Source organism: Psychromonas sp. (assembly GCF_983033635.1).
Window position 1 is genome coordinate 1 of record NZ_CEZLMY010000036.1, and the last position, 21,963, is coordinate 21,963.

Here is a 21,963-nt window from a genome sequence, read left to right on the forward strand (position 1 = left end):
AACTGCAAACCTACTTTTAAAGCGTCGAGTTTCGCCTGTATCCGGGGTGTTTGTTGTATCGATATTCGGTATCGATGGAAAAATTTATCAGGGGGTTGCGAATATTGGGCAACGTCCAACTGTACAAGGTATTCGCCAGCAGTTAGAAGTGCATATATTTGACTTTAATGCGGACCTGTATGGAATGCAGTTAGAAGTGGTATTAGAAAAAAAATTACGCGATGAAGTGCGTTTTAATTCATTTGCAGAATTAAAAATTCAGATAGATAAAGATATCAAGTTGGCCAAACAATGGCATCAAAATAAATCGTAATTAAACATTATGTTAATGGAAAATAGAAATGAGTGACTACAAAGATACGTTAAACCTACCTAAAACAGGTTTCCCGATGCGTGCAAATCTTGCCAATCGTGAACCTAATATGTTGAAAAACTGGTACAGCAAAGATCTTTACCAAAAGATCCGTGCGGCTAAAAAAGGTAAAAAAACATTCATTCTGCACGACGGTCCTCCGTATGCAAATGGTGATATTCATATCGGTCACTCCGTTAATAAAATTTTAAAAGATATTATTATCAAATCAAAAACGCTTTCTGATTTTGATGCGCCGTACATTCCAGGTTGGGATTGTCATGGTTTACCAATTGAATTAAAAGTAGAGCAGAAAGTAGGTAAGCCGGGTAAGAAAGTAACAGCAGCCGTTTTCCGTCAAAAATGTCGTGAATATGCCGCGCGCCAAGTTGATGGTCAACGTAAAGACTTTAAACGTCTGGGGGTGTTAGGTGAGTGGGAAAACCCATACTTGACCATGAATTTTGACACTGAAGCAAACATTGTTCGCGCACTGGCTAAAATAATAAAAAATAATCATCTGCATAAAGGTTCGAAACCTGTGCATTGGTGTACAGACTGTGGCTCTGCGCTAGCCGAGGCTGAAGTTGAATATGAAGATAAAAAATCACCCGCAATTGATGTAGCCTTTACTGCGGTAAATCCAGAGCAAGTTATCAGCTGTTTTGAGCCTCAATCCGATGATTTAGGTCATGGTGATGTTTGTCTTGTTATCTGGACAACAACGCCGTGGACACTGCCTGCTAACCGTGCAGTTGCACTGGCAGAAAAAGTTGAATACTCATTAGTGCAGGCGGGTGAACGTCGTTTAATTTTAGCAACACATCTGGTTGCTGATTGTTTGGCGCGTTATGACGTTGAAGAGTTTAAAACGTTAGCGATTTGTACGGGTATTGATTTAGAGAATAAGTTATTCAATCATCCCTTCTTAAAAATAGAAGTACCATCGATTGTTGCCGATCACGTTACAACGGACGCGGGTACCGGTTGTGTACATACCGCACCTGGTCATGGTCAGGACGATTACTCTGTTGGTTTACGTTATAATTTAGAAGTAGCGAACCCAGTTGGGGATAACGGTGTATTTAGAGATGACACTGAGTTTTTTGCTGGTTTACATGTTTTCAAAGCAAATGACCGTGTTGTTGAAGTACTGCAGGAACATAATGCATTGTTATGCCATAAGCCGTTATTACACAGTTACCCGCACTGTTGGAGACATAAAACACCGATCATCTTCCGTGCAACGCCGCAGTGGTTTATCTCAATGGATCAAAAAGGTCTGCGAGACAGCGCATTAGGTGAAATCAAAGAGGTTAAATGGATCCCAAGCTGGGGACAAAACCGCATCGAAAAAATGATCGAAAACCGTCCGGATTGGTGTATCTCTCGTCAACGTACCTGGGGTGTGCCGATTACACTGTTTGTGAATAAAGAAACAGATGAGTTACACGAAAACAGTGTTGAGATGATGGAGCTTATCGCCCGTAAAATAGAAAAAGAGGGCATTCAAGCTTGGTGGGATCTCGAGCCTGAAAGCCTGTTAGGTTTTGAAGCAGATCAATACCGCAAAGTGACTGATACTTTGGATGTTTGGTTTGACTCTGGCACAACACACGCAGCAGTAGTTGCTGTACGTGATGAATATACTCAAGAGTCTGGTGAGCAAGCACAAATTGATATGTATCTGGAAGGTTCAGATCAACATCGTGGTTGGTTCCAATCTTCACTGATGACCAGCATGGCGATCAATAATAAAGCGCCATATAAAGAGGTATTAACACACGGGTTTGTGGTTGATGGACAGGGCAAGAAAATGTCTAAGTCTTTAGGCAATGTTATGTCTCCACAAACAGTTATGAATAAACTTGGTGCAGATGTGCTACGTTTATGGGTCGCTTCAACAGACTACACTGGCGAAATTACTGTTTCCGATGAGATCTTAAACCGTAGTGCCGATAGCTATCGCCGTATTCGTAATACATCACGTTTCTTATTAGCGAATTTAAATGGTTTTGAGCCAAGTACCGATCTGATCGCACCTGAAGAGATGGTTGCACTGGATCGCTGGATTGTTGCACAAACCTTAACCCTGCAAAATGATGTGATTGAAGCATACGAAAGCTACAACCTGCATGTTGTTTACCAAAAAATCATGCACTTCTGTTCAATTGAGCTAGGCAGTTTTTACTTAGATATCATTAAAGATCGTCAATATACAGCCAAAGCAGATAGTAACGCACGTCGTAGTTGTCAAACTGCACTGTTCCATATCGCGGAATCATTAGTGCGATTAATGGCACCAATTCTAAGTTTTACCGCGGATGAAATTTGGGGACGTATGCCGGGACAGCGTGATGAATTTGTATTCACGGGTGTTTGGTATGATGGTTTATTTGCTCTTTCTGATAACGAAGCGCTAAGTAACGAATCATGGGCGAGTTTATTATCTGTTCGTGCAGAAGTGAATAAAGCATTGGAGCTAGCACGTAAAGAGAACGTGATTGGTGGCGGTCTTGAGGCGGAAGTAACACTTTATGCTTCGCCGGAACTAACAACATTATTAGCAAGCTTGGAAGATGAGTTACGTTTTGTATTAATCACCTCTAAAGCTGCTGTTAAACCATTATCAGAAGCACCAACAGATGCGATTGCAACTGAAGTTAAAGGGTTATCGGTCAGTATTGCTAAAAGTGCCGCTGCAAAATGCGCACGTTGTTGGCACCATAATGAAGAAGTTGGTAAGCATGAAGCTCACCCTGAATTATGCGGCCGTTGTGTAACAAATATTGACGGCGTCGGTGAAGTACGTAAATTTGCTTAATCAGCGATAAAGAAAAATCGAACTTAAACGCCTTAGTTATGAAAATGATTTAAGGCGTTTTTTTTAGGGCTTTATTTTTATTAAGGATAAAAAATGACAGAAAGAGTAGAGAGATCCGGACTGCGTTGGTTATGGCTTTCAGCGATAATGTTTATTATTGATCAAGTCACTAAATACTGGACAGTAAAATCTTTAGATTTGCATGAATCATATCAAATACTGTCATTCTTTAACTTCACCTATGCGCGCAATTACGGTGCGGCTTTTAGCTTTTTGGGTGATGCGGGTGGCTGGCAGAAATACCTGTTTACAGCGATCGCTTTTGCTGTTTCAGCTTATCTGATTTATTCATTAAAACGAAACAGTCAGGCTCAACGCTGGACAAATATCGCCTTTGCTCTGATTTTAGCGGGCGCACTTGGTAATGTGACGGATCGTTTGATGTTTGGTTATGTGGTTGATTTTTTAGATTTCGATTTAGGTTTTTATCGTTGGCCAACCTTTAACGTTGCAGATATCGCAATTTTTATCGGTGCAGCCATGATTATTTTAGAATCATTTTTTTCACCGGAAAGTAAAAATAAAGCGCAAGTTAAAGGTGAGCAGAATGAGCAGAGCTAAAAGCAATTCGATTAAAGAAAATAGCGAAGTCCTGATGCATTTTTCAATTCGTTTAGCAGATGGCTCTGCCGTTGATAGTAGCAAAGTGAATAATAAACCGGCCAAATTTGTAATGGGTGATGGTAGTTTAACGCCTGGTTTTGAAGATTGTCTGCTGGGTTTAATCGAAGGTCAGTCTGAGATATTCACACTTGCGCCGGAGTCGGCCTTCGGTCTGCCAAATCCGGATAATATCCATCATCTTGAATTGAGTAAATTCAGCAGTGACGTACCCGCTGAAGTGGGCACTATTATCAGTTTCACCCAGCCGGATGGTAGTGAAATTCCCGGCATTGTTCGCGAGGTGGTTGCTGATAGTGTCACTGTAGATTTTAATCACCCGCTTGCTGGGCAAACGTTAACATTTGCAGTTGATGTGTTAGAAGTGTTGAATTAATAGTGATTATTTAGAGGTTATCGATGAAAATTATTTTAGCCAATCCGCGTGGTTTTTGTGCTGGAGTGCACCGCGCCATTTCAATTGTAGAGCGAGCACTGGATCTTTTTACACCACCCATTTATGTTCGCCATGAAGTTGTACATAACCAATATGTGGTTGACGGCTTAAAAGCTCGTGGCGCGGTATTTGTCGAAGAGCTGGATGAAGTGCCGGATAACCATATTGTTATTTTTAGTGCTCATGGTGTGCCACAGGCTGTACGTGCCGAGGCCAAACGCCGTGAGTTAAAAGTGTTTGATGCAACTTGTCCGTTAGTGACCAAAGTACATATGGAAGTAACACGCGCCAGTCGCCGAGGGCAAGAGTGTGTTTTGATTGGTCATCAGGGGCATCCCGAAGTGATTGGTACAATGGGCCAATATGATAATCAAGCTGGTGGTATTTACCTGGTTGAATCGCCTGAAGATGTGGCCAAGCTGCAGGTTAAAAATCCACAAAGCTTATGTTACAGCTCGCAAACCACCTTATCAGTTGACGACACTTTCAATATTATCAATGCGTTACGTGATAAATTTCCTGAAATTGAAGGGCCTCGTAAAGATGATATCTGTTATGCCACTCAGAATCGCCAGGATGCAGTTAAGGAGCTTGCGCAAAAAACCGATCTTGTTTTAGTCGTTGGTTCACCAAATTCATCCAACTCCAATCGTTTACGAGAAAAAGCCAGTTATATCGGTGTTAATTCATACCTTATTGATAATGAGACTGATATTGATTGTGCTTGGTTTGAAAACGTTAATGTTGTGGGGGTCACAGCAGGTGCATCGGCACCTGAAGTTTTGGTCAAAGCTGTGATTGATAAACTAAAAACCTTAGGCGGCAGTGTGGTGATTGAAAACCCCGGTGTAGAAGAAAACACCGTATTTGAAGTACCTGCTGAATTACGTATCAAGCAGGTAGACTGAAAAACAACCATTCAAGTTCACTTTTTTTAAACTTTTCCTTTTTATTTTTTTTGTTGCAAGGGTATGCTAGCGCCGTCTTAAAAACATGATTAGCAGGGAGGCATCATGAGAGCGCAGGGGTTTAGTTTACTTGAAGTAATGATAAGCAGTTTTATTTTAGCAATTGGCATTTTAGGCCTCGCTGGGATGCAGTCGGTTGCGGTTAAATCTGTCACTGAAGTACAACAAAGAACGTTGGCGAACTCGCTGCTTGTTGATATAACGGAGCGCATGCAGTTAAATAATGTGTGGTTAACAAACAGCGCAAATGATTACGCGACCCCTAGCCTGCAAGCCGCCCAGTTAAGGGCTCCCCCATGTGTTACAGATGGCACTTTTTCAAATTGTACCGGTGAACAGATTAAACAAAACGATCTGTTTGAGTGGCGGCAGAAACTGCTTGCTGCCCATGTTAATAATAACTCTGCTCATGGTTTAATTGATGCCGATGCTTGTATAAGCGCGCCTGATGAGAAAGGTAAAATTACCGTTGTTTTATCTTGGCTTTCTACATTGAAGAGCAGTGATGCAGCCGCTAACGCTTCCCCTAGCAGTATTTATGCAACTTGTGGCACATCTGGCAAATATCGTCGCCAAATATCTGTTCAATCTTTTATTAGCCAATCCTGATGATTATTTTTCCTAACTTTAAGCTGCGTGACATAAATCCCCAGCCTTTACCTGGCAAGCAAGGAGGATTCTCTCTTGTCGAACTGATGGTCGTAATTGTTTTGGCGTTGTTTGTTATTGCTGGGATTTTTACCGTATTTGTCTCAAGTAAACGCCTAACAGCAGAAACGCTTGTCGCCAGTGAGCAGCTGGAAAACGGCGCATTTTCAATGCAAATTTTAAGTCGCGATTTAAAGCAGAGTTACTTTTTCGCACAAACAACGGGTGAAAATAAAGATTTATGGAATAATATTCCCACCATAACAAACAATAATGACTGTTTAGACAGTAAGAGTGCAGGCTCTTTTCCCGGTGCCAATGGTTACCGTGCGCTATGGGCCTCGACGGTATCGTCTGCGCTTGGCACTTTTAAAATGAGCTGTATCTCTGATGATGATGCAGACACTGAGTTAATAAATGGCAGTGATTATATTTCCATAAAACGGGCAAGAGGCTTGAATGAAGACTCCACTTCTAGCGCTGATTATGATGCTGAACGCTATTATTTGGAAACGGATATAGCAGGTATAAATGTATATCTCGGAGGAACCGCTTCTGCTGCGACTACTGCATGGGAATATATCCATCATGTTTATTACCTTGATGAAAAAGATAATATCCCGCGCTTACGACGTTTATCTCTGCAGAAAAATAAGATGCTTTTAGATGACGATGTTCTTGCGGAAGGTATTGAAAACATGAAGTTTATGTTTGCACTTGATGATTTGCCAGTCGCTGACCGGGATCAGTCTGTGCATGCTTTTGTAAACAGTGCCAATGTGACAGACAATGATTGGAACACGGGCCGAGTCATCGGTATGAAAATATTTTTACTGGTGCGCTCCCCAAAAGAAACTGCGGGTTATACCAATAAAGAAATATATCAGCTTGGCGATACCACTCTCCCTGCTTTTGATGATGCTTTTAAAAGAAAAGTCATATCCCGTATTTTAATGTTCCCGAATAGAGCAAGGTGATTAATATGCGTAAACAAAGTGGTGCTGCCCTGTTTGTGGCGATGATAATTCTACCTGTTCTTGTGGTACTTGGGCTTATGCTGCTCGGCGGTTCATTTCTCGATTTGAAAATGACAGATGCGAGAGCTTCGCTTGATGGCTCAAATATCACATTAAATGCAGCTTCTGTGGACCTTTTATCTGCAGGCAGCGCAACGCCATTTGCCAGTGCAGCCAATGGCACAGTCTTAAGCTCTGATTCATTTGAAGATGTTGTTAGCGTAGTTGATTCGGTCAGTGCTGAGCTTGATTGCAGGCGCGATTACAACCCCAATGGTAATGGTAAGTGTTTGTATTTAGACGTAAAGCTCAGCCATAGTTTTGGCCGGAAAAAATCGAATGGCAAAAAGTGGGGCACTAACAGGATGGGGCTTGGTGTAGAGCAACCCCTGCTTGCTAATTAGATTTGAATACAGTAACTCTTTGTACTGAAAATTAGATTTTTGTGGAGTAAATTAAAGATGTTGACAATATGCAGGATCCTGACCGTCAGTTTTATTTTATTGGCGGGTTCGCTACAAGCGGATGATACAGAACTGTTTGTATCTGATATTGGTGAAGAAAGGAATATTAGTCCCCAGGTGCTAATTATGTTTGATAACTCAGGGAGCATGGCAAGCACCGAGCAGGTAGCCGCTACCCCGTTTGATCCTTCAAAATCGTATACAAGTTCAACTAAAATATATTGGGCAGAATCGGGTGATGGAATTCCAAGCTTAAATAGTGATAACTATTTGCAGGCTTCTGAAAATAAATGTTTTGCATCAGTTGCTGCGTTTGAGGCAACGGGCAAATACAGTGGTAATGTGCGCCGCTGGAAGCCGAATAAAAAAAAATGGAAGACTCTTAGTGAAAATCAAGGTTCATTATATGACTGTAGAGAGGATTGGGTAAATGATTATACAACTAATCAAGATGAGCAGGATGGTTACCCAATAAATGGTAATACTGATGCCTATTCAACCACTAAGGGAGATGATGTGTTTGGTGGTGATGATGCTGTTACCTTGTATTCTGCAGACTATGTTTATTGGAATGAAAACACAGGCACTTCATCTCAGAGTCGTATATCAATAGCAAAAGAAGCGATCACTAATTTGATTAATAGTACCTCCTCGGTTGATTTTGGATTAGTTATTTTTAATCATTCAGCAGGAGGACGAGTCGTCGGTAAAGTGCAGAAAAGAACGGAAGCGGAAACACAAAGCTTAATTAACACGATAGACGGTTTAAAAGCAGAGACATGGACTCCTCTTACTGAAACTATGTATGAAGCTTATCGTTATTATGCTGGAGAAGCTGTTTATTATGGTGATGATGGCGGAAGTGCAACCCCTTCACGAGACTTGAGTGCTGAAACGAATAAAGTTTATAACTCTCCTTGTAAAGATTGTCAGCAGCTTGCTTATATTATTTTAATGACCGACGGTGAACCCACCGAAGATAGTGGCGCTAACAGCAGAATTCAAACATTAACCGGTAATGGCCCTATTGAGGGCAGTTATCTGCCAACACTTGCGCAGTGGATGAATAATTCTGATGTGAATGGTAATATCCTAGGTGAGCAAAATATTATTACTCATACAATTGGTTTTGGTCAGGATGTGATCGATGATGCAGGTCAATTATTAAGTGAAACTGCAGTGCGAGGTGGTGGTAAATATTTCCCCGCAGCCAGTGCAAAAGACCTTGATAATGCATTCAATGAGACAATATTGGCCATTTTAAATAACAGCTCAAGTCTTACCTCTCCCGCTATTGCAAATAACAACTTTGATAGAACCCGCAGTTTAGACTCATTGTATTATTCAATGTTTTTCCCCAGTAATAAATCGGTTTGGAAAGGCAATATCAAAAAATTAAAAATGAACAGCAGCGGGATTATAGTTGACAGCGGCGATCAGCCGGCGATAGATGCAGATGGTAATATTAAAGAAAATGCCTCGACTTATTGGGGAGGCGTTGCGGATGGTAATAGTGTGAATGAAGGTGGTGTGGCTGCTATGTTAAGTGCCGCGACTACCCGTAAGGTGCTCAGTAATATCGGCACAGAGGGAAGCCTGATTGAACCGTCAAAGGCTAATTTAAAAAGCTACTATAGTGATGTGAGCACTGATGATGAGTTAGCTGGGAAATTAGTTATTGACAGTGCAGACTTAGACACAAGCTTGGACTGGTTATTGGGTATTGATGTAGCTGATTCAGATGCCGATAACAGTAAAACTGATTTCCGCAGTGATATTTTTGCCGATCCGCTCCATTCAACGCCGCTTGCGATCACCTACACTGAAAGTGGCGAGCAGGTTGTGCGTTTGTTAGTGGGAACCAATGCGGGGTTTTTACATATGTTCACCGATCAAGGTGATTCCGTTAAGGAGGAGTGGGCATTTATTCCCGATGAGTTACTGCAATACGGCATTGCATTAAAAGATCAGGCGGATATGGCAGCCCATAGTTACGGTATGGATTTAGCGCCAGTGGCTATCAAAACATATGATGAAGACGGGCTTGATAAAATCATCGCCATTGCCGGTATGCGTCGGGGAGGGGATAGCTATTATGCTTTAAATGTTAAAACCCCTGCAGCGCCAACGCTGCTTTGGAAAATTGATTCAGATACAGCTGGTTTTTCTGAGCTGGGACAGACATGGTCAGTACCCGCGCCGGGAAAATTGGCTTATCAATCGGGCACTACAACCATTGAGGCGCCAGTGATTGTCTTTGGTGGGGGGTACGATACAAATAAAGATACTTGCAGTCCAAGTTCCGATAATAACTGTGATGACTTAAAAGGGCGGGCTATTTATATCGTTAATGCTGAAACCGGTGCTCAAATCTGGAAAGTAGAAGGGGGGAGTTGTGATACTGATGAGATACACTGTCTACGAGACAGCATACCTGCGCAGGTTAGCCTGCTGGACAGTGATGCGGATGGTAATATCGATAGAATCTATGCGGGTGATACTGGTGGTAATGTATGGCGTGTGGATCTTAAAGGAACAAATACGAAAGAGTGGGCACTAACTAAACTGGCCGCGTTAGGTGGCGATACTGCTACAACTGACAGACGTTTTTTTACTGCGCCAGTGATTGCGCGTACTTATGTTGACCAGGTAACGGGCTCTATTGATGGTGGATTTGAAATTAATGCTGTCCCCTATGATGGGGTATTAATTGGCTCTGGTGATAGAGCCAATCCCGCTTCAGATACGACTGTTTTAAATTCATTCTATCTTATTCATGATTATAATATTCATCCTGCAATATTTGGTGAGGAGAACCAGCCGGCCCTTAAAACGGTTAATGATTTGTACAATATCAGCAGTGATCCGATAACTAATTACAAGGGGGAAAATGTTTTAAGTGCATATAAAGATCTGACAAGCGGCTCCGGGTGGCGATACAATTTCACTTCTGCCGGTGAGAAATCATTAGGCCGTGCAACATTACTGGAAGGCACGGTTTATTTTACTTCGTTTGTGCCAAACTCCCTTACAAATATCGATTGCGGGATTAGTGACCTTGGCCAGGGGTGGTTATATGCGGTTAATCTTCATTCCGGTATTAACCATCTAACTGAAACAAAAGAATCGATAGGTGCTCGCGTGCCGGATGCCCTGGTTATTCACTCGGGTGTTAATGAAAAAGGTGAAAGCGTTATCCGTCTGTTAGGGGTTGGTGCCGGAGATGAAATAGTCGTTGTTGATCCTGAAACAGAAGAGACTGAGACAGTTAATGCAGGCACAAAGGATACCGGGGTGGGAATGATAGCAAAGCGTATTTATAGTTATTTTGAAGAGAGGTAACGGACTGCACTCGCAATTAAACTCCTCGAACTATTTTAATCGAGGAGTTTCAAGCTCATTCAAGTATTATTAATTACAATTAGCAAACGCACTCTGATCGACAATCCTGGATCGTCCGTTAAGAGATAGTTTGACCCCGGCTCGTATATCGCCACTACAGTAACGGAAGATAGGAGTTGTAGGTAAGCTCGATAGTTGCCCTGCAGGTGTAAAGGTAATATTATTTACAGGAAATTTAAGTTGATCACTGCTGCTGATCGCTTGCCCCGTTTCTAATATTACATCATCACCATCTAATTTATTCGCTACGCCTTCGTCAATAAAAACATCAACTCCCGTTGACCAGTCCGACGAGCAGAATTTTGTGATATTGTTTAGCGGACAGACTGTCACGTTGTTTAGCGTGCTTGCTGAATGGTTTCGTGCGAAAAGCAGGCTTTTGTGTATTTTACTGGCCGCAGAGTCGACACTGTTATTGTGCACTAACCCCTGCATGCTAAAACCTGAGATACTTAATAATATTGTTATAATGGCAAGAACAATTAATAGTTCTAATAATGTAAAACCTTTCTTTGCGTACATATCTCCTCCGTGAAGATAATAGATTTAGATTCGTTACATATTCTCGTGATTTCAATGATTTTTGTAAGGATACCAAGCTGTGCTCCTTACACAAGTAAACAAAGCATAAAATGGTTAATTTTTGAACTTTAACGTTTTATTTCAATGTTTAGTTCATTTACAGATGGAAATGTTGTCTGCAACCTTACTTTAATTTAAAGTGCAGCTTTAAGACTAACCTTTGAAATATAAGTCTTTAATTTTTGTTTAGGGGTAAAGGGGGGGCATAATCTTTTTTTTGCCCGGACAATCTCTTATTTTTATATCAGTTTATTCTTTTATTGATTTCTATTTTGCAGTGCGAGCTATAATTAACTATTGCGATCATTTTTTCGCTTATAATGGATTGTTTTTATGAAAATGCGTGGTTTTAGTTTAATTGAAATTATGATTAGCAGCTTTATTTTAGCCTTAGGTTTGCTGGGTTTGGCGGGAATGCAGTCTACTGCGATAAAGTCGACAGTGGAGATCCAGCAGCGCACATTAGCCAATTCTCTTGTTGCTGATATGAGCGAACGGATGCAATTAAATCGATTGTGGTTACAGGAAGCTGGAAATGACTATGCCATTGCAAGCCTGATGAAAGCGGATCTGTCTGCACCTAGTTGTATTGGAACGGGTGGGGTTTTTGACAATTGTAGTGGTGAAGATATAAAAAATAACGATCTGTATGAGTGGAAAGAGAAATTTATCGGCGCAGATGTGGTTAGTGATACGGGCAATAATACGGGGTTAATAGGTGCAGATGCTTGCATTGAAGCTGCCAGCACAGGTGTTACTACCATTATTTTAAGCTGGTTTTCTACCGTTAAAAGTAAAGATGCCGCTGCCGGTCGTGATCAGGCAAGTTTGGCATATAAGTGTGGAGAGGCAAGCTCCTCCCGTCGTCAGTTAGTGGTCGAAACCTACACTGGTAAATCATCATGAATCATTCTCCGGTAATACCCTGCCTTCTCAAAAAAAGCCAACTTGGTTACTCAATTGTTGAATGGATGATTGTTATTTTTCTTGGTCTATTTTTAACCGCAGGCCTGTTAACTATTTTTGTTTCCAGCCAGCGGGCGACAACAGAATCTTTAAGCAGTGGCGAACGTCAGGAAAATGCATCGTTCGCATTGCAGATTTTAACGCGCGACTTAAAACAAGCTTATTTTTTTGCGCAGACAACAGGCGAAAATAAAGATTTATGGGAGCTCAATGGCGCGGCATTAGCAACAAGCCTTGATTGTATTGATGATATTAGCAGTGGCACCTTTCCCGCATCTGGTAAATATCGTCAGCTTTGGGCATCAACAGTGCCGACTGTTATTGCTAATTTAAAGATGGCCTGCATTAATGATAGCGATAGTGCAACAGCACTGATTCCTGGTAGCGGTTTTATCTCAATAAAACGTGCAAGAGGTTTATCAGAGACGAGCGGTTTTAAATCTGATCGGTACTACCTGGATATAAAACCTACGGGAATAAACGTTTACCTTGATGATGCCAGTGAATTAACAACTGGCGCTGTGTCACCTGTCTGGCAATATATTCATCATGTTTATTATTTAGATAAAGAAGGCGATATTCCAAGATTACGGCGCATTCGTCTTGAAAAAGATAAAATGGTAAGAGAAGAGGTCTTGGTTGAAGGGATCGAAAATATGCAGTTTATGTTTGCGTTAGATAAACTGATTCCCAGCGAAAGAGATGGTTCAATTCATGCCTTTGTCGGTGCATCGCAAGTAACTGCTAGTGATTGGGATAGTGGACGGGTAATTGGCATAAAAATTTATCTGCTGGCACGCGCTTTAAAAACGACGCCTGGTTATATTAATAAAGATACTTATCAGTTAGGTACTGAATCTTTTACAGCCCCCGGTGATGCCTATAAAAGAGAATTGGTTTCACATGTATTAACCTTTCAAAACAGCGTGGTATTGGTCGATGATTAGTTTACGTAGGCAAAATGGCATAGCTCTCTTTATTGCGATGCTGATTCTGCCGCTACTTTTAGTGCTTGGTGTTCTGGTGATGAGTAACTCTTTTTTAGGGTTAAAAATAATTGATACGCGAGTGATGCAGGGGAAGTCAAACATCATCTTAAATGGTGCGGCGCACGATATCTTGCATCAAACCGACAGTGCGACAGCATTTGCAGGCGCACTTTCTTCAGACACCTTTTCATCGGCGTTATTTACCGACGTAGGCAGCACGGTGACCCTGCAGGGAGAGTTGAATTGCAAGCGGAGAATTAAAACAAGCAGTACTAAGTTTAAATGTAAATACCTACAGCTTAACTTAAATCATTCCTATGGTAGAGAGATGGCGGGGGGCGCAAAATGGGCTCTTAACTCTATGGGGCTCGGGGTTGAACAACCGATAATTGTTGAATAGAAGTGCATTGAACGACTTAAGGATTGTTGTCGGATAAGACAAATGGAGTAAAAATTATGTTATTAAAACGATTTTCAATAGGCTTGTTGAGCCTGTTTTGCGCAGTTGCAGTCGCGGATGATACGGAGCTTTTTGTTGCAGATCTCAGTGCGCAAAATGGGATACGTCCGCAGGTGCTGATTATTTTTGATACTTCCGGGAGTATGCGTAGTTCAGAGGAAGTTGTACTTGAACCGTACGTTCCTAGTCATGATTATGGTGCCGGAGGAAATGCCAATAAAATTTATTGGACAAAAGTTGGCGGAGATACTCCCAGCACCGGCAGTAGCCAGTATTTTGCAACTAATAAAAATAACTGTCAGGCATCTCTAGCGCTGCTTGATTCTGACGGGTTATATAACGGTAATGTTCGACGTTGGGTGCCAAATAGAAGAAGCTCCCGTTCTCGCTGGAAAACTTTATCCGGTAATAGCGGTGATTATTTTGAGTGTAAAGAAGATGTTTTAAATGCAGATCCGAGTAACCCGGCAACTACAAATAATCTAGGTTTTCCACAAGATGGTCGTTCAGGCCCCTATATAGCAACAGTTAACAATGTATTTTCTGGTAGTGATGCGGTTACTTTATATTCAGGCAATTACATCTACTGGTATAACACGGTTGGTGTGACCAGTAAAAGTCGTTTAGTGATCGCTAAAGAAGCGATTGCCAGTTTAATTAAAAGCACTCCATCAGTAGATTTTGGTTTAGAAGTGTTCAACAACAATAGTGGTGATACTTCGAGTGACAAAAATGGTGGGCGTATTGTTGATAAAGTAATGACTCGAGACTCAACGCAAACACAAGATCTTATCAATAAAGTAAATAACCTCAATGCCGCTGGTTGGACGCCGCTTTGTGAAAGTATGTATGAAACATACCGTTATTATGCGGGGAAAGCGGTGTATTACGGAGATGATGATTCAACTTCAACACCTGCGCGCGATATCAGCGCAGAAGATGGCGGAGTTTACCTCTCGCCATTTAAAGCTTGTCAGGAACGTTCTTACGTTATTTTAATGACCGATGGGCAACCAACCAATGATGGTGCAGCAAATTCATTAGTGGCAACGCTTACCGGAAAGGGAGCAATCGAAGGTAGTTATATGCCGACTCTAACGGAGTGGATGAATAACTTTGATATTGATGGTGATGCAAGCAATGGCGCGCAACATGTCACCACCTATACCATTGGATTTGGTCAAAGTGCGGTTGATAGCGCAGGTAAATTATTGACTGAAACAGCGGTGAGGGGGGGAGGTGAATATTACCCTGCGACCAGTTCGACTGCATTGCAAAAAGCATTTCAGGCAACTATTTTAGATATTTTAAATAGCTCATCTAGTTTGTCTTCTCCTGCGATAGCCAATAATAACTTCGATAGAACGCGTAGTTTAGATTCAGTTTATTACTCTATGTTTATGCCAAGCAATAAATCAGTCTGGCAAGGAAATATTAAAAAATTGACCATGAATGCATCTGGAATATTGGTTGATAGTTTAGGGGTACCGGCGATAAATGCCGATGGTAATATCAAAGATGATGCTTCAACGTATTGGGGAGGCGTTCAAGATGGTAATGCGGTTGCCGAAGGCGGCATTGCAGCTATGTTAGGAGATGTCACTACGCGTAAAATATTAACTGATTTAAGTGCTAGTGCGCTGTTAGAGCCAAACGTAGCAAATCTTAAAACTTATTATGGCTTAACAACTGATGCGGAGCTTTCTCTGGAATTAGGCGTTGCTGAAGCTGATTTGAGTGAGTATCTGAATTGGTTAAAAGGGTTGGATGTTGATGATCAAAACGGTAATAGTGAAGTCACCGATTATCGTAGTGATATTTTTGCCGATCCTCTGCATTCCAAACCATTAGCTATTACTTATGTTGAAAGCGGAAAACAAGTGGTACGCCTATTGGTGGGCACAAATGCAGGATTTTTACATCTGTTTACCGATAACGGTGATACCGTCACTGAAAATTGGGCATTTATTCCGGCACAACTATTAGCCTCAGGGCTTTCCTTAAGAGATGCACCTGATTCAAGTGTGCATCAATACGGTATGGATCTATCCCCGATTGCAATTAAAGTCTATCAGTCAGGTTCAGTACAGAAAATTATTGCGATTGTAGGTATGCGCCGTGGTGGTAGTAGTTATTACGCATTAGATATAACAAGCCCTGATTCACCTACACTTGCGTGGAAAATTGATTCAAGTAGCACAGGTTTTAGTGAATTAGCACAGACCTGGTCAATGCCAAGTGTCGGTACCTTCTCCTACAACGTCGGTAGTGTCGCAACGGTTAACCCTGGTTTAGTGTTTGGTGGAGGTTACGATACTAATAAAGACAGCTGTACACCATCTGATAGTGAGACATGTAATGATGTAACGGGGCGCGCTGTATATATCGTTGATGCTCTAACCGGGGATAAAATCTGGTCGATTGATGGTGCAAGTTGTGCAGCCGATGATAAACACTGTATTCGCGATAGTATCCCAAGCCAGGTGGGGATATTAGATAGTGATGACGATGGATATATTGACCGTATATATACAGGGGATACGGGTGGCAATGTATGGCGTATGGATTTAGCGGGCAGTGATACGAGTAAATGGTCAATAATTAAGTTGGCGAGTTTAGGGGGGGATACTGCGAGTACAGATCGACGTTTCTTTACCGCCCCCGTTATTGTGCGTACCTTTGAAAATAATGTAATCAAAAGTGACGATGCACAGTTTTCATATAATAAAGTGCCATATGATGGCATTTTATTCGGCTCAGGTGATCGCGCTCATCCCGCTTCGAGTATAGCTGTTGATGACGCTTTTTACCTGTTACATGATTATGCAATAACGCCGACACTGTTTGGTGAAGATGGCTTCCCTGCAAAACCTGCATCGCTTACCGTTAATAATCTTTACGATATTACCAGCGATCCCGTTGGTTCATATTCAGGTGAACAAGTACTAAATGTGTTTGCGGATATGAGTAATCTGTCTGGGTGGCAATATCGCTTTACATCGATAGGTGAAAAATCACTGGGGCAAGGTGCCGTGTTAGAAGGCACAGTGTATTTTACCTCTTTTGTTCCCAACTCGACGGTTAATATTGGCTGTGGTGTAGGGGATTTAGGAACGGGCTGGTTATATGCGGTTGATTTGCACTCCGGGCAAAGTCGATTTACTGATGAGAACGGTGAACCAGAGCCTAAAATCGATATTGGCTCCCGCGTACCGGATTCATTAGTTATTCATGCTGGTGCTGATGAAGATGGTAATAGCGTGATCCGTCTGCTCGGTGTTGGTCAGGGCGATAAAATCACCATGATTAATGAAGATACTAAAGAGGAAGAGGTGATCCATACTGGCACCGTTGATACTCAAACAGATCTGATGCCACGGCGAATTTATAGTTATTTTGAAGAGAAATAATGTGAAGCAAATTCTAACAGGCTGTTAATTAGCCTGTTAGAATGGCTTGTTGACATTATTTGTTTTTAAAAGGGTAAGTAGATGAAAAAGAATGGTTTTACTTTAATCGAACTATTAGTGACGATTGCCATTATTGGTATTTTAGCCGGGGTTGCTTATCCAAGTTATATGCAGCACGTTTTAAAATCGAAACGTAGTGAGGCGCAGTCAACATTAATAGAGCTAGCTAATCGTCAAGAGATGTATTATTTAGACAACCATAAGTATGCAGCTAATTTAAACACTGAATTAGGCTTATCAGCGAATCCCTTTATTACTGAAAATAAGTATTATTCGATAGCGACGAGCTCTGCAACAGCCACTGCCGATTTCACATTAACAGCAACGGCAATTAATACGCAAGCAGCCGATAGCGACTGCGCTAAATTAACTATTACTCAGGATTTGGCTAAGAAAGCATTTAATTCTGCAGCTGCCAGCAATAGCGCTTGTTGGAAGTAAAAGTATTTTGTACAAGGAGAAATAGATGAACAGTAAATTAGTACTGGCAATAGTTGCGACAATATTAGCAAGCCCGGTTGCAGTTGCTGAAAATGACAAAAGTAGTGACCGTATCCATTATAAATGCCATGTAAGCCTGCAGGATAAGAGTGACGTTGTACATGGATTTGTAAGTGTAGGAAAAACTCAAAGTGAGTTTGAGAGCGGACTTGAAGGCAGCATGGTTTACTCTGCTGATGGCGTGACGGGATCTGAAATAGAAAGCGTTTATGAATGCGCCAAAGCAGATAACAGTTTTAAAACTAAAGAAGCAAGAGAGCTGGAAGCCAAAACACCATTTTAACGCTGTCACTCGCAAGTTGTGAATAGTGTTACTCACTACTCACTAATCACAATTAGCAACATCGACAATTTTAGCACGTCCGCTATAAGCGACGTGCACACCAATTTTTCCATCACCGCTACAGTATCGAAACTGTGCAGAACTTCCTGCTATCTGCCCATCTGGGGTGTAAGTGATACTTGATGTTGGGAAAACCAGCGTATCGTTAGCGTTAAAGCTATCTCCCGTTTTCAGTAAAACTTCTCCGCTGTCGTAGGTTTTACTTTGGTCTGCATCAATAAATACATCTATCCCTTTTATCCAGTTATTAGTACAGCTATTGCTCTCTAACGGGCAGACAGTGACATAATTAATCAGACCAACCGACTGACTGCGAGCGAATAATAGCTGGTTTTGAATGGAGCTGGCGACAGTGGTTAAACGGTTATTTTGTATTAATGTTTGAAACCCGGGAATACCAATAGTTATCAGTAACATACTGATGATTAATACAATGATAAGCTCTAAAAGTGTGAAACCTCGCACAGGGGGCATGTTTTTTTCCTAGCGGTAGAGTATAAGCTATCAGTGTAATATTATTTTGCATTTTCTGCCTGTATATTTATCTTAATTGTATTACAGTAGACAGTTCTTATTATTAGTTTAAAACAGCATAAAGAGATCATAATGAAAAAAATAGAAGCAATTATTAAACCGTTTAAAATGGATGATGTTCGAGAAGCGCTTGCTGATATTGATATCACAGGGATGACGGTATCAGAAGTGAAAGGTTTCGGTCGTCAAAAAGGGCATACAGAGTTATATCGTGGTGCTGAGTATATGGTTGATTTTTTACCGAAAGTGAAAATTGAACTGGTTGTAAAAAAAGAAGATGTGGATCGTTGTATTGAAGCGATTATGAACACAGCACAAACAGGAAAAATTGGAGATGGTAAAATATTTGTTATGCCTGTTGAGCGTGTTATTCGTATTCGTACCGGTGAAGAAGATGGGGAAGCGGTTTAATTCTCTTTTAGTCAGAAAGGAGAGCTTGGCTCTCCTTGTTATTGACTATTTTGTAAAGTTATTAATCAGCTTTATTCAACAGTTCATTACCTATTACAATACGGTTTTTAGGGGATTTTAACTTCATTACCTCTTATAATACGGTTTTTAGGGAAGTTTAACTTCAATACCGCCAGCGCATTATCTTTTGGCTCTTTAATGCCAAGCGCATCATAACCTGCAATCATTATTTCCAGCGCATCTTCAACAGAAGCGGTATCTGGATAGTTATTTAATACAGTTTTACTACGATTAATCGCTGCAATATAAGCTTCACGTTTAATATACCACTTTGCTATCGCTATCTCATAACGTGCTAATCTATCTTTGATGAAAATGAGTCGTTGCAACGCATCGACTGCATATTGGCTGTCTGGATAGTATTTAATAAGGTGCGCAAAGTCTTTGAATGCTTGTTGCGAGTGACTTGGATCGCGGTTAAAGCGATCAATTCCAAATAAGTTTTGGAAAAATTGCTGATCCGTTGCCATGTATGTTAAACCGCGCATGTAATACAGATAATCAAGATCTTCATGAGTTGGATTAAGGCGAATAAATCGGTTGATACTTGCAAGTGCTAAAGCGGTTTCGTCACGTTTGTAATAAACATAAATAAGATCTAACTGCACTTGATCTGAATGAGGGCCAAAGGGGTAGCGACTGTCTAATGCCTCCAATACTTCTGTTGCTTTTTCAAAATTTGCCGATTCTAATAATATTTTTGCCTCCGCATAAAGTCCCACAGGAGGTTTATCTTCAACTTTAGGTTTTTCATTTTTTTTAGAAGAGCAACCAGTGCCTAATAAAACAATAAAAATAGAGGTCGTTATTAGTCTGAGGATCTTTTTCATAAGTGTTATAATGCCAATGCAGATAAAAACGCACAGTATCTTCTATCGACTAAAAAAAGAAAAGTTAAAAAAGATAAAATGTGCCAAGATTGTAGAACAAACCATAAAATTAAAGTTTATTATCCTTAATTGGGCAGAGAAAGAGAACAATTATATGAGTCAACAGTTAAAGCTCAGTGCAGAAGTTACTGACGAACAATTAGGATTTCGTTTAGATCAGGCGTTAGCCTCGTTATTTCCTGATTATTCACGTACGCGTATTAAAGAATGGATTTTGGCGGATATGGTCAAAATTGATGGCGAAGTTATTGCTCGCCCTCGAGAAAAAGTTTACACAGGACAAACGGTTGATGTAAATGCCGTATTAGAAGATGAAGTTGTATTTAAAGCGCAAGATATTAAATTAGATATCGTGTTTGAAGATGAACATATTTTAGTTATCAATAAACCTGCAGGTTTAGTGGTGCATCCTGGTGCAGGTAATCCTGATGGCACAGTTTTAAATGCTTTGTTACATCATTACCCTGAGATTGTTGAAGTGCCACGAGCGGGCATCGTACATCGCTTAGATAAAGACACAACAGGTTTGATGGTGATAGCAAAAACAGTACCAGCACAAACACATCTGGTGGCAAGTCTGCAAGCGCGTGAAATTACGCGTGAATATGAAGCAGTTGCTATGGGCTGTTTTACTGCTGGTGGGCGCGTTGAAGCTGCTATCGGTCGTGATAAAGTAAATCGTATAAAAATGGCGGTAAGTACAACGGGTGGTAAACATGCGGTAACTCATTATCGTGTTGCCGAAAAATATCGTGCCCATACTCGTCTGCGTTTGCGCCTTGAAACTGGTCGTACTCACCAGATTCGTGTGCATATGGCGCATATTGGTCATATATTAGTGGGAGATCCTGTTTACGGTGGTCGTCCTCGTCCACCTAAAGGTGCGTCAGAGGAATTAATCCGCACGTTACGTGCCTTTAAGCGCCAAGCATTACATGCAACTATGTTACGTCTAGCGCATCCAATCACTGGTGAGATGATGGAATGGCATGCACCAGTGCCTGATGATATGGCTGAGCTCGCACGCGTTTTACGCGCAGATACAATTTTCTTTGCAAAGTAAGATAAATGCTCAACTTAATAAAGCCCGATTGGTCAGCACCAGCACATATTCACGCCTTTTCAACAACACGATTAGGTGGTTTGAGCCGCGGTGCTTACCAAGGGTTAAACCTAGGTTTACATGTTGAAGATGATCCGCTTGTTGTATTAAATAACCGGGCCTTGCTTAGTGAGGCTTACTCTTTACCCGCTTCATTATGTTGGTTAAATCAAACTCACAGCACAATATTACTGAAACTTGAAAGCAATACTGAAAACAATAGCAAAATCGGCATTGAAGCTGATGCTGTTTGGACCACCCTTAAAAATCAACCTTGTATCGTAATGACTGCCGACTGCTTACCTGTTTTAGTGACCGATAAACAAGGCAGTTTTGTTTGTGCTGTTCATGCAGGCTGGCGAGGTTTATGTGATGGTATTATTGAAAAGTCGATTTATTCAATCTCTCGTGAGTTAAAAACAGATCCTGAACAGTTACTCGTGTGGTTGGGGCCCTGTATAGGGAAAGATGCATTTGCAGTGGGTGATGAAGTGCGTGCTGAGTTTATTGCTGAAAATGAACAAGCCATCTGTGCTTTTACACCCTACCAAGATCGTTGGCTCGCTGATCTGCATAAGCTTGCTCGTTTACGTTTAGCGCCGCTTAATATTGCTGAAATAACCGCAAGCGGGCACTGCACTTTTAGTGAACCGGAGCTATTTTACTCTTATCGTCGTGATGGAAAAACAGGGCGTATGGCGACTGTTATTTGGGCCTCATAAACCTCTTATTAACAATGATGCTTTAATAAATAATAATAAATTCAAACAAAAACACTTCCCTGCTTCATTTTCAATATCCTATCCTTGAAATTTTTTAAATAAACCTCCATCTTAGGTTATAAGGTACTTGCGGAGATTAAAG

The 21,963-nt window shown here is 41.1% G+C and carries 21 protein-coding genes; 18 read left to right on the plus strand and 3 right to left on the minus strand.

Annotated features, from left to right (window positions below; translation table 11 throughout):
- The 9 genes from AC4GME_RS07165 to AC4GME_RS07205 form a co-directional block, all read left to right on the plus strand.
- On the plus strand, positions 1 to 313 hold a 313-nt coding region (locus AC4GME_RS07165), incomplete at its 5' end, for a riboflavin kinase (protein ID WP_490379189.1).
- A 28-nt stretch (positions 314 to 341) separates the two neighbouring features.
- Positions 342 to 3,176, plus strand: coding sequence for an isoleucine--tRNA ligase (gene ileS / locus AC4GME_RS07170; protein WP_490375708.1), 2,835 nt, complete (start codon positions 342 to 344; stop codon positions 3,174 to 3,176).
- Positions 3,177 to 3,269: 93 nt separating this feature from the next.
- Complete coding sequence (gene lspA / locus AC4GME_RS07175; RefSeq protein ID WP_490375707.1) at positions 3,270 to 3,797, plus strand: signal peptidase II; 528 nt, start codon at positions 3,270 to 3,272, stop codon at positions 3,795 to 3,797.
- Complete coding sequence (fkpB, locus tag AC4GME_RS07180; protein ID WP_490375706.1) at positions 3,784 to 4,233, plus strand: FKBP-type peptidyl-prolyl cis-trans isomerase; 450 nt, start codon at positions 3,784 to 3,786, stop codon at positions 4,231 to 4,233. The genes lspA and fkpB overlap by 14 nt, the downstream gene beginning before the upstream one ends.
- Before the next feature lie 23 nt (positions 4,234 to 4,256).
- Positions 4,257 to 5,201, plus strand: a complete 945-nt coding sequence (ispH, locus tag AC4GME_RS07185; protein WP_490375705.1) for a 4-hydroxy-3-methylbut-2-enyl diphosphate reductase — start codon at positions 4,257 to 4,259, stop codon at positions 5,199 to 5,201.
- 105 nt (positions 5,202 to 5,306) lie between these two features.
- The gene (gene pilV, locus AC4GME_RS07190) at positions 5,307 to 5,870 is read left to right on the plus strand and encodes a type IV pilus modification protein PilV (protein WP_490375704.1); all 564 of its coding nucleotides are present in this window, start codon (positions 5,307 to 5,309) and stop codon (positions 5,868 to 5,870) included.
- Positions 5,870 to 6,886 (plus strand): PilW family protein, encoded by a 1,017-nt coding sequence (locus tag AC4GME_RS07195; RefSeq protein ID WP_490375703.1) that lies wholly within the window; start codon positions 5,870 to 5,872, stop codon positions 6,884 to 6,886. The genes pilV (AC4GME_RS07190) and AC4GME_RS07195 overlap by 1 nt, the downstream gene beginning before the upstream one ends.
- A 5-nt stretch (positions 6,887 to 6,891) precedes the next feature.
- Positions 6,892 to 7,329 carry a hypothetical protein gene (locus AC4GME_RS07200; protein ID WP_490375702.1) on the plus strand — a complete coding sequence of 146 codons (438 nt, stop codon included), beginning with the start codon at positions 6,892 to 6,894 and terminating at the stop codon, positions 7,327 to 7,329.
- A gap of 57 nt (positions 7,330 to 7,386) precedes the next feature.
- A complete protein-coding gene (locus AC4GME_RS07205) occupies positions 7,387 to 10,731 on the plus strand; it encodes a pilus assembly protein (RefSeq protein WP_490375701.1) in 3,345 nt (1,114 codons plus the stop codon).
- 69 nt (positions 10,732 to 10,800) lie between these two features.
- On the opposite strand, the gene AC4GME_RS07210 is transcribed toward AC4GME_RS07205, so the two are convergent.
- Positions 10,801 to 11,313, minus strand: a complete 513-nt coding sequence (locus AC4GME_RS07210; protein ID WP_490375700.1) for a GspH/FimT family pseudopilin — start codon at positions 11,311 to 11,313, stop codon at positions 10,801 to 10,803.
- A gap of 393 nt (positions 11,314 to 11,706) precedes the next feature.
- On the opposite strand from AC4GME_RS07210, the gene pilV (AC4GME_RS07215) reads away from it, so the two are divergent.
- The 6 genes from pilV (AC4GME_RS07215) to AC4GME_RS07240 all read left to right on the plus strand — a co-directional run bounded on the left by pilV (AC4GME_RS07215) (position 11,707) and on the right by AC4GME_RS07240 (position 18,042).
- Positions 11,707 to 12,279, plus strand: coding sequence for a type IV pilus modification protein PilV (pilV, locus tag AC4GME_RS07215; RefSeq protein WP_490375699.1), 573 nt, complete (start codon positions 11,707 to 11,709; stop codon positions 12,277 to 12,279).
- A complete protein-coding gene (locus AC4GME_RS07220; RefSeq protein ID WP_490375698.1) occupies positions 12,276 to 13,286 on the plus strand; it encodes a PilW family protein in 1,011 nt (336 codons plus the stop codon). Before pilV (AC4GME_RS07215) ends, AC4GME_RS07220 begins: the two co-directional genes overlap by 4 nt.
- Positions 13,279 to 13,728: a hypothetical protein gene (locus AC4GME_RS07225; RefSeq protein ID WP_490375697.1), complete on the plus strand. Its 450-nt coding sequence runs from the start codon at positions 13,279 to 13,281 to the stop codon at positions 13,726 to 13,728. Before AC4GME_RS07220 ends, AC4GME_RS07225 begins: the two co-directional genes overlap by 8 nt.
- A gap of 56 nt (positions 13,729 to 13,784) precedes the next feature.
- Positions 13,785 to 17,198: a pilus assembly protein gene (locus AC4GME_RS07230; protein WP_490375696.1), complete on the plus strand. Its 3,414-nt coding sequence runs from the start codon at positions 13,785 to 13,787 to the stop codon at positions 17,196 to 17,198.
- 81 nt (positions 17,199 to 17,279) lie between these two features.
- The gene (locus AC4GME_RS07235) at positions 17,280 to 17,699 is read left to right on the plus strand and encodes a type IV pilin protein (protein WP_490375695.1); all 420 of its coding nucleotides are present in this window, start codon (positions 17,280 to 17,282) and stop codon (positions 17,697 to 17,699) included.
- Between the two features lie 25 nt (positions 17,700 to 17,724).
- Positions 17,725 to 18,042: a TapY2 family type IVa secretion system protein gene (locus tag AC4GME_RS07240; protein WP_490375694.1), complete on the plus strand. Its 318-nt coding sequence runs from the start codon at positions 17,725 to 17,727 to the stop codon at positions 18,040 to 18,042.
- A 42-nt stretch (positions 18,043 to 18,084) separates the two neighbouring features.
- Here the strand turns inward: AC4GME_RS07240 and AC4GME_RS07245 are convergent, their stop codons facing one another.
- Positions 18,085 to 18,576, minus strand: coding sequence for a GspH/FimT family pseudopilin (locus AC4GME_RS07245; protein ID WP_490375693.1), 492 nt, complete (start codon positions 18,574 to 18,576; stop codon positions 18,085 to 18,087).
- 132 nt (positions 18,577 to 18,708) lie between these two features.
- On the opposite strand from AC4GME_RS07245, the gene glnB reads away from it, so the two are divergent.
- Positions 18,709 to 19,047, plus strand: coding sequence for a nitrogen regulatory protein P-II (gene glnB / locus AC4GME_RS07250; protein ID WP_490375692.1), 339 nt, complete (start codon positions 18,709 to 18,711; stop codon positions 19,045 to 19,047).
- A gap of 107 nt (positions 19,048 to 19,154) precedes the next feature.
- On the opposite strand, the gene AC4GME_RS07255 is transcribed toward glnB, so the two are convergent.
- Positions 19,155 to 19,937 carry an outer membrane protein assembly factor BamD gene (locus AC4GME_RS07255; RefSeq protein WP_490375691.1) on the minus strand — a complete coding sequence of 261 codons (783 nt, stop codon included), beginning with the start codon at positions 19,935 to 19,937 and terminating at the stop codon, positions 19,155 to 19,157.
- Positions 19,938 to 20,091: 154 nt separating this feature from the next.
- On the opposite strand from AC4GME_RS07255, the gene rluD reads away from it, so the two are divergent.
- Both rluD and pgeF read left to right on the plus strand, forming a co-directional pair.
- Positions 20,092 to 21,060, plus strand: coding sequence for a 23S rRNA pseudouridine(1911/1915/1917) synthase RluD (rluD, locus tag AC4GME_RS07260; protein ID WP_490375690.1), 969 nt, complete (start codon positions 20,092 to 20,094; stop codon positions 21,058 to 21,060).
- Between the two features lie 5 nt (positions 21,061 to 21,065).
- Positions 21,066 to 21,821 carry a peptidoglycan editing factor PgeF gene (gene pgeF / locus AC4GME_RS07265; protein WP_490375689.1) on the plus strand — a complete coding sequence of 252 codons (756 nt, stop codon included), beginning with the start codon at positions 21,066 to 21,068 and terminating at the stop codon, positions 21,819 to 21,821.
- The last annotated feature ends 142 nt before the right edge of the window (positions 21,822 to 21,963 follow it).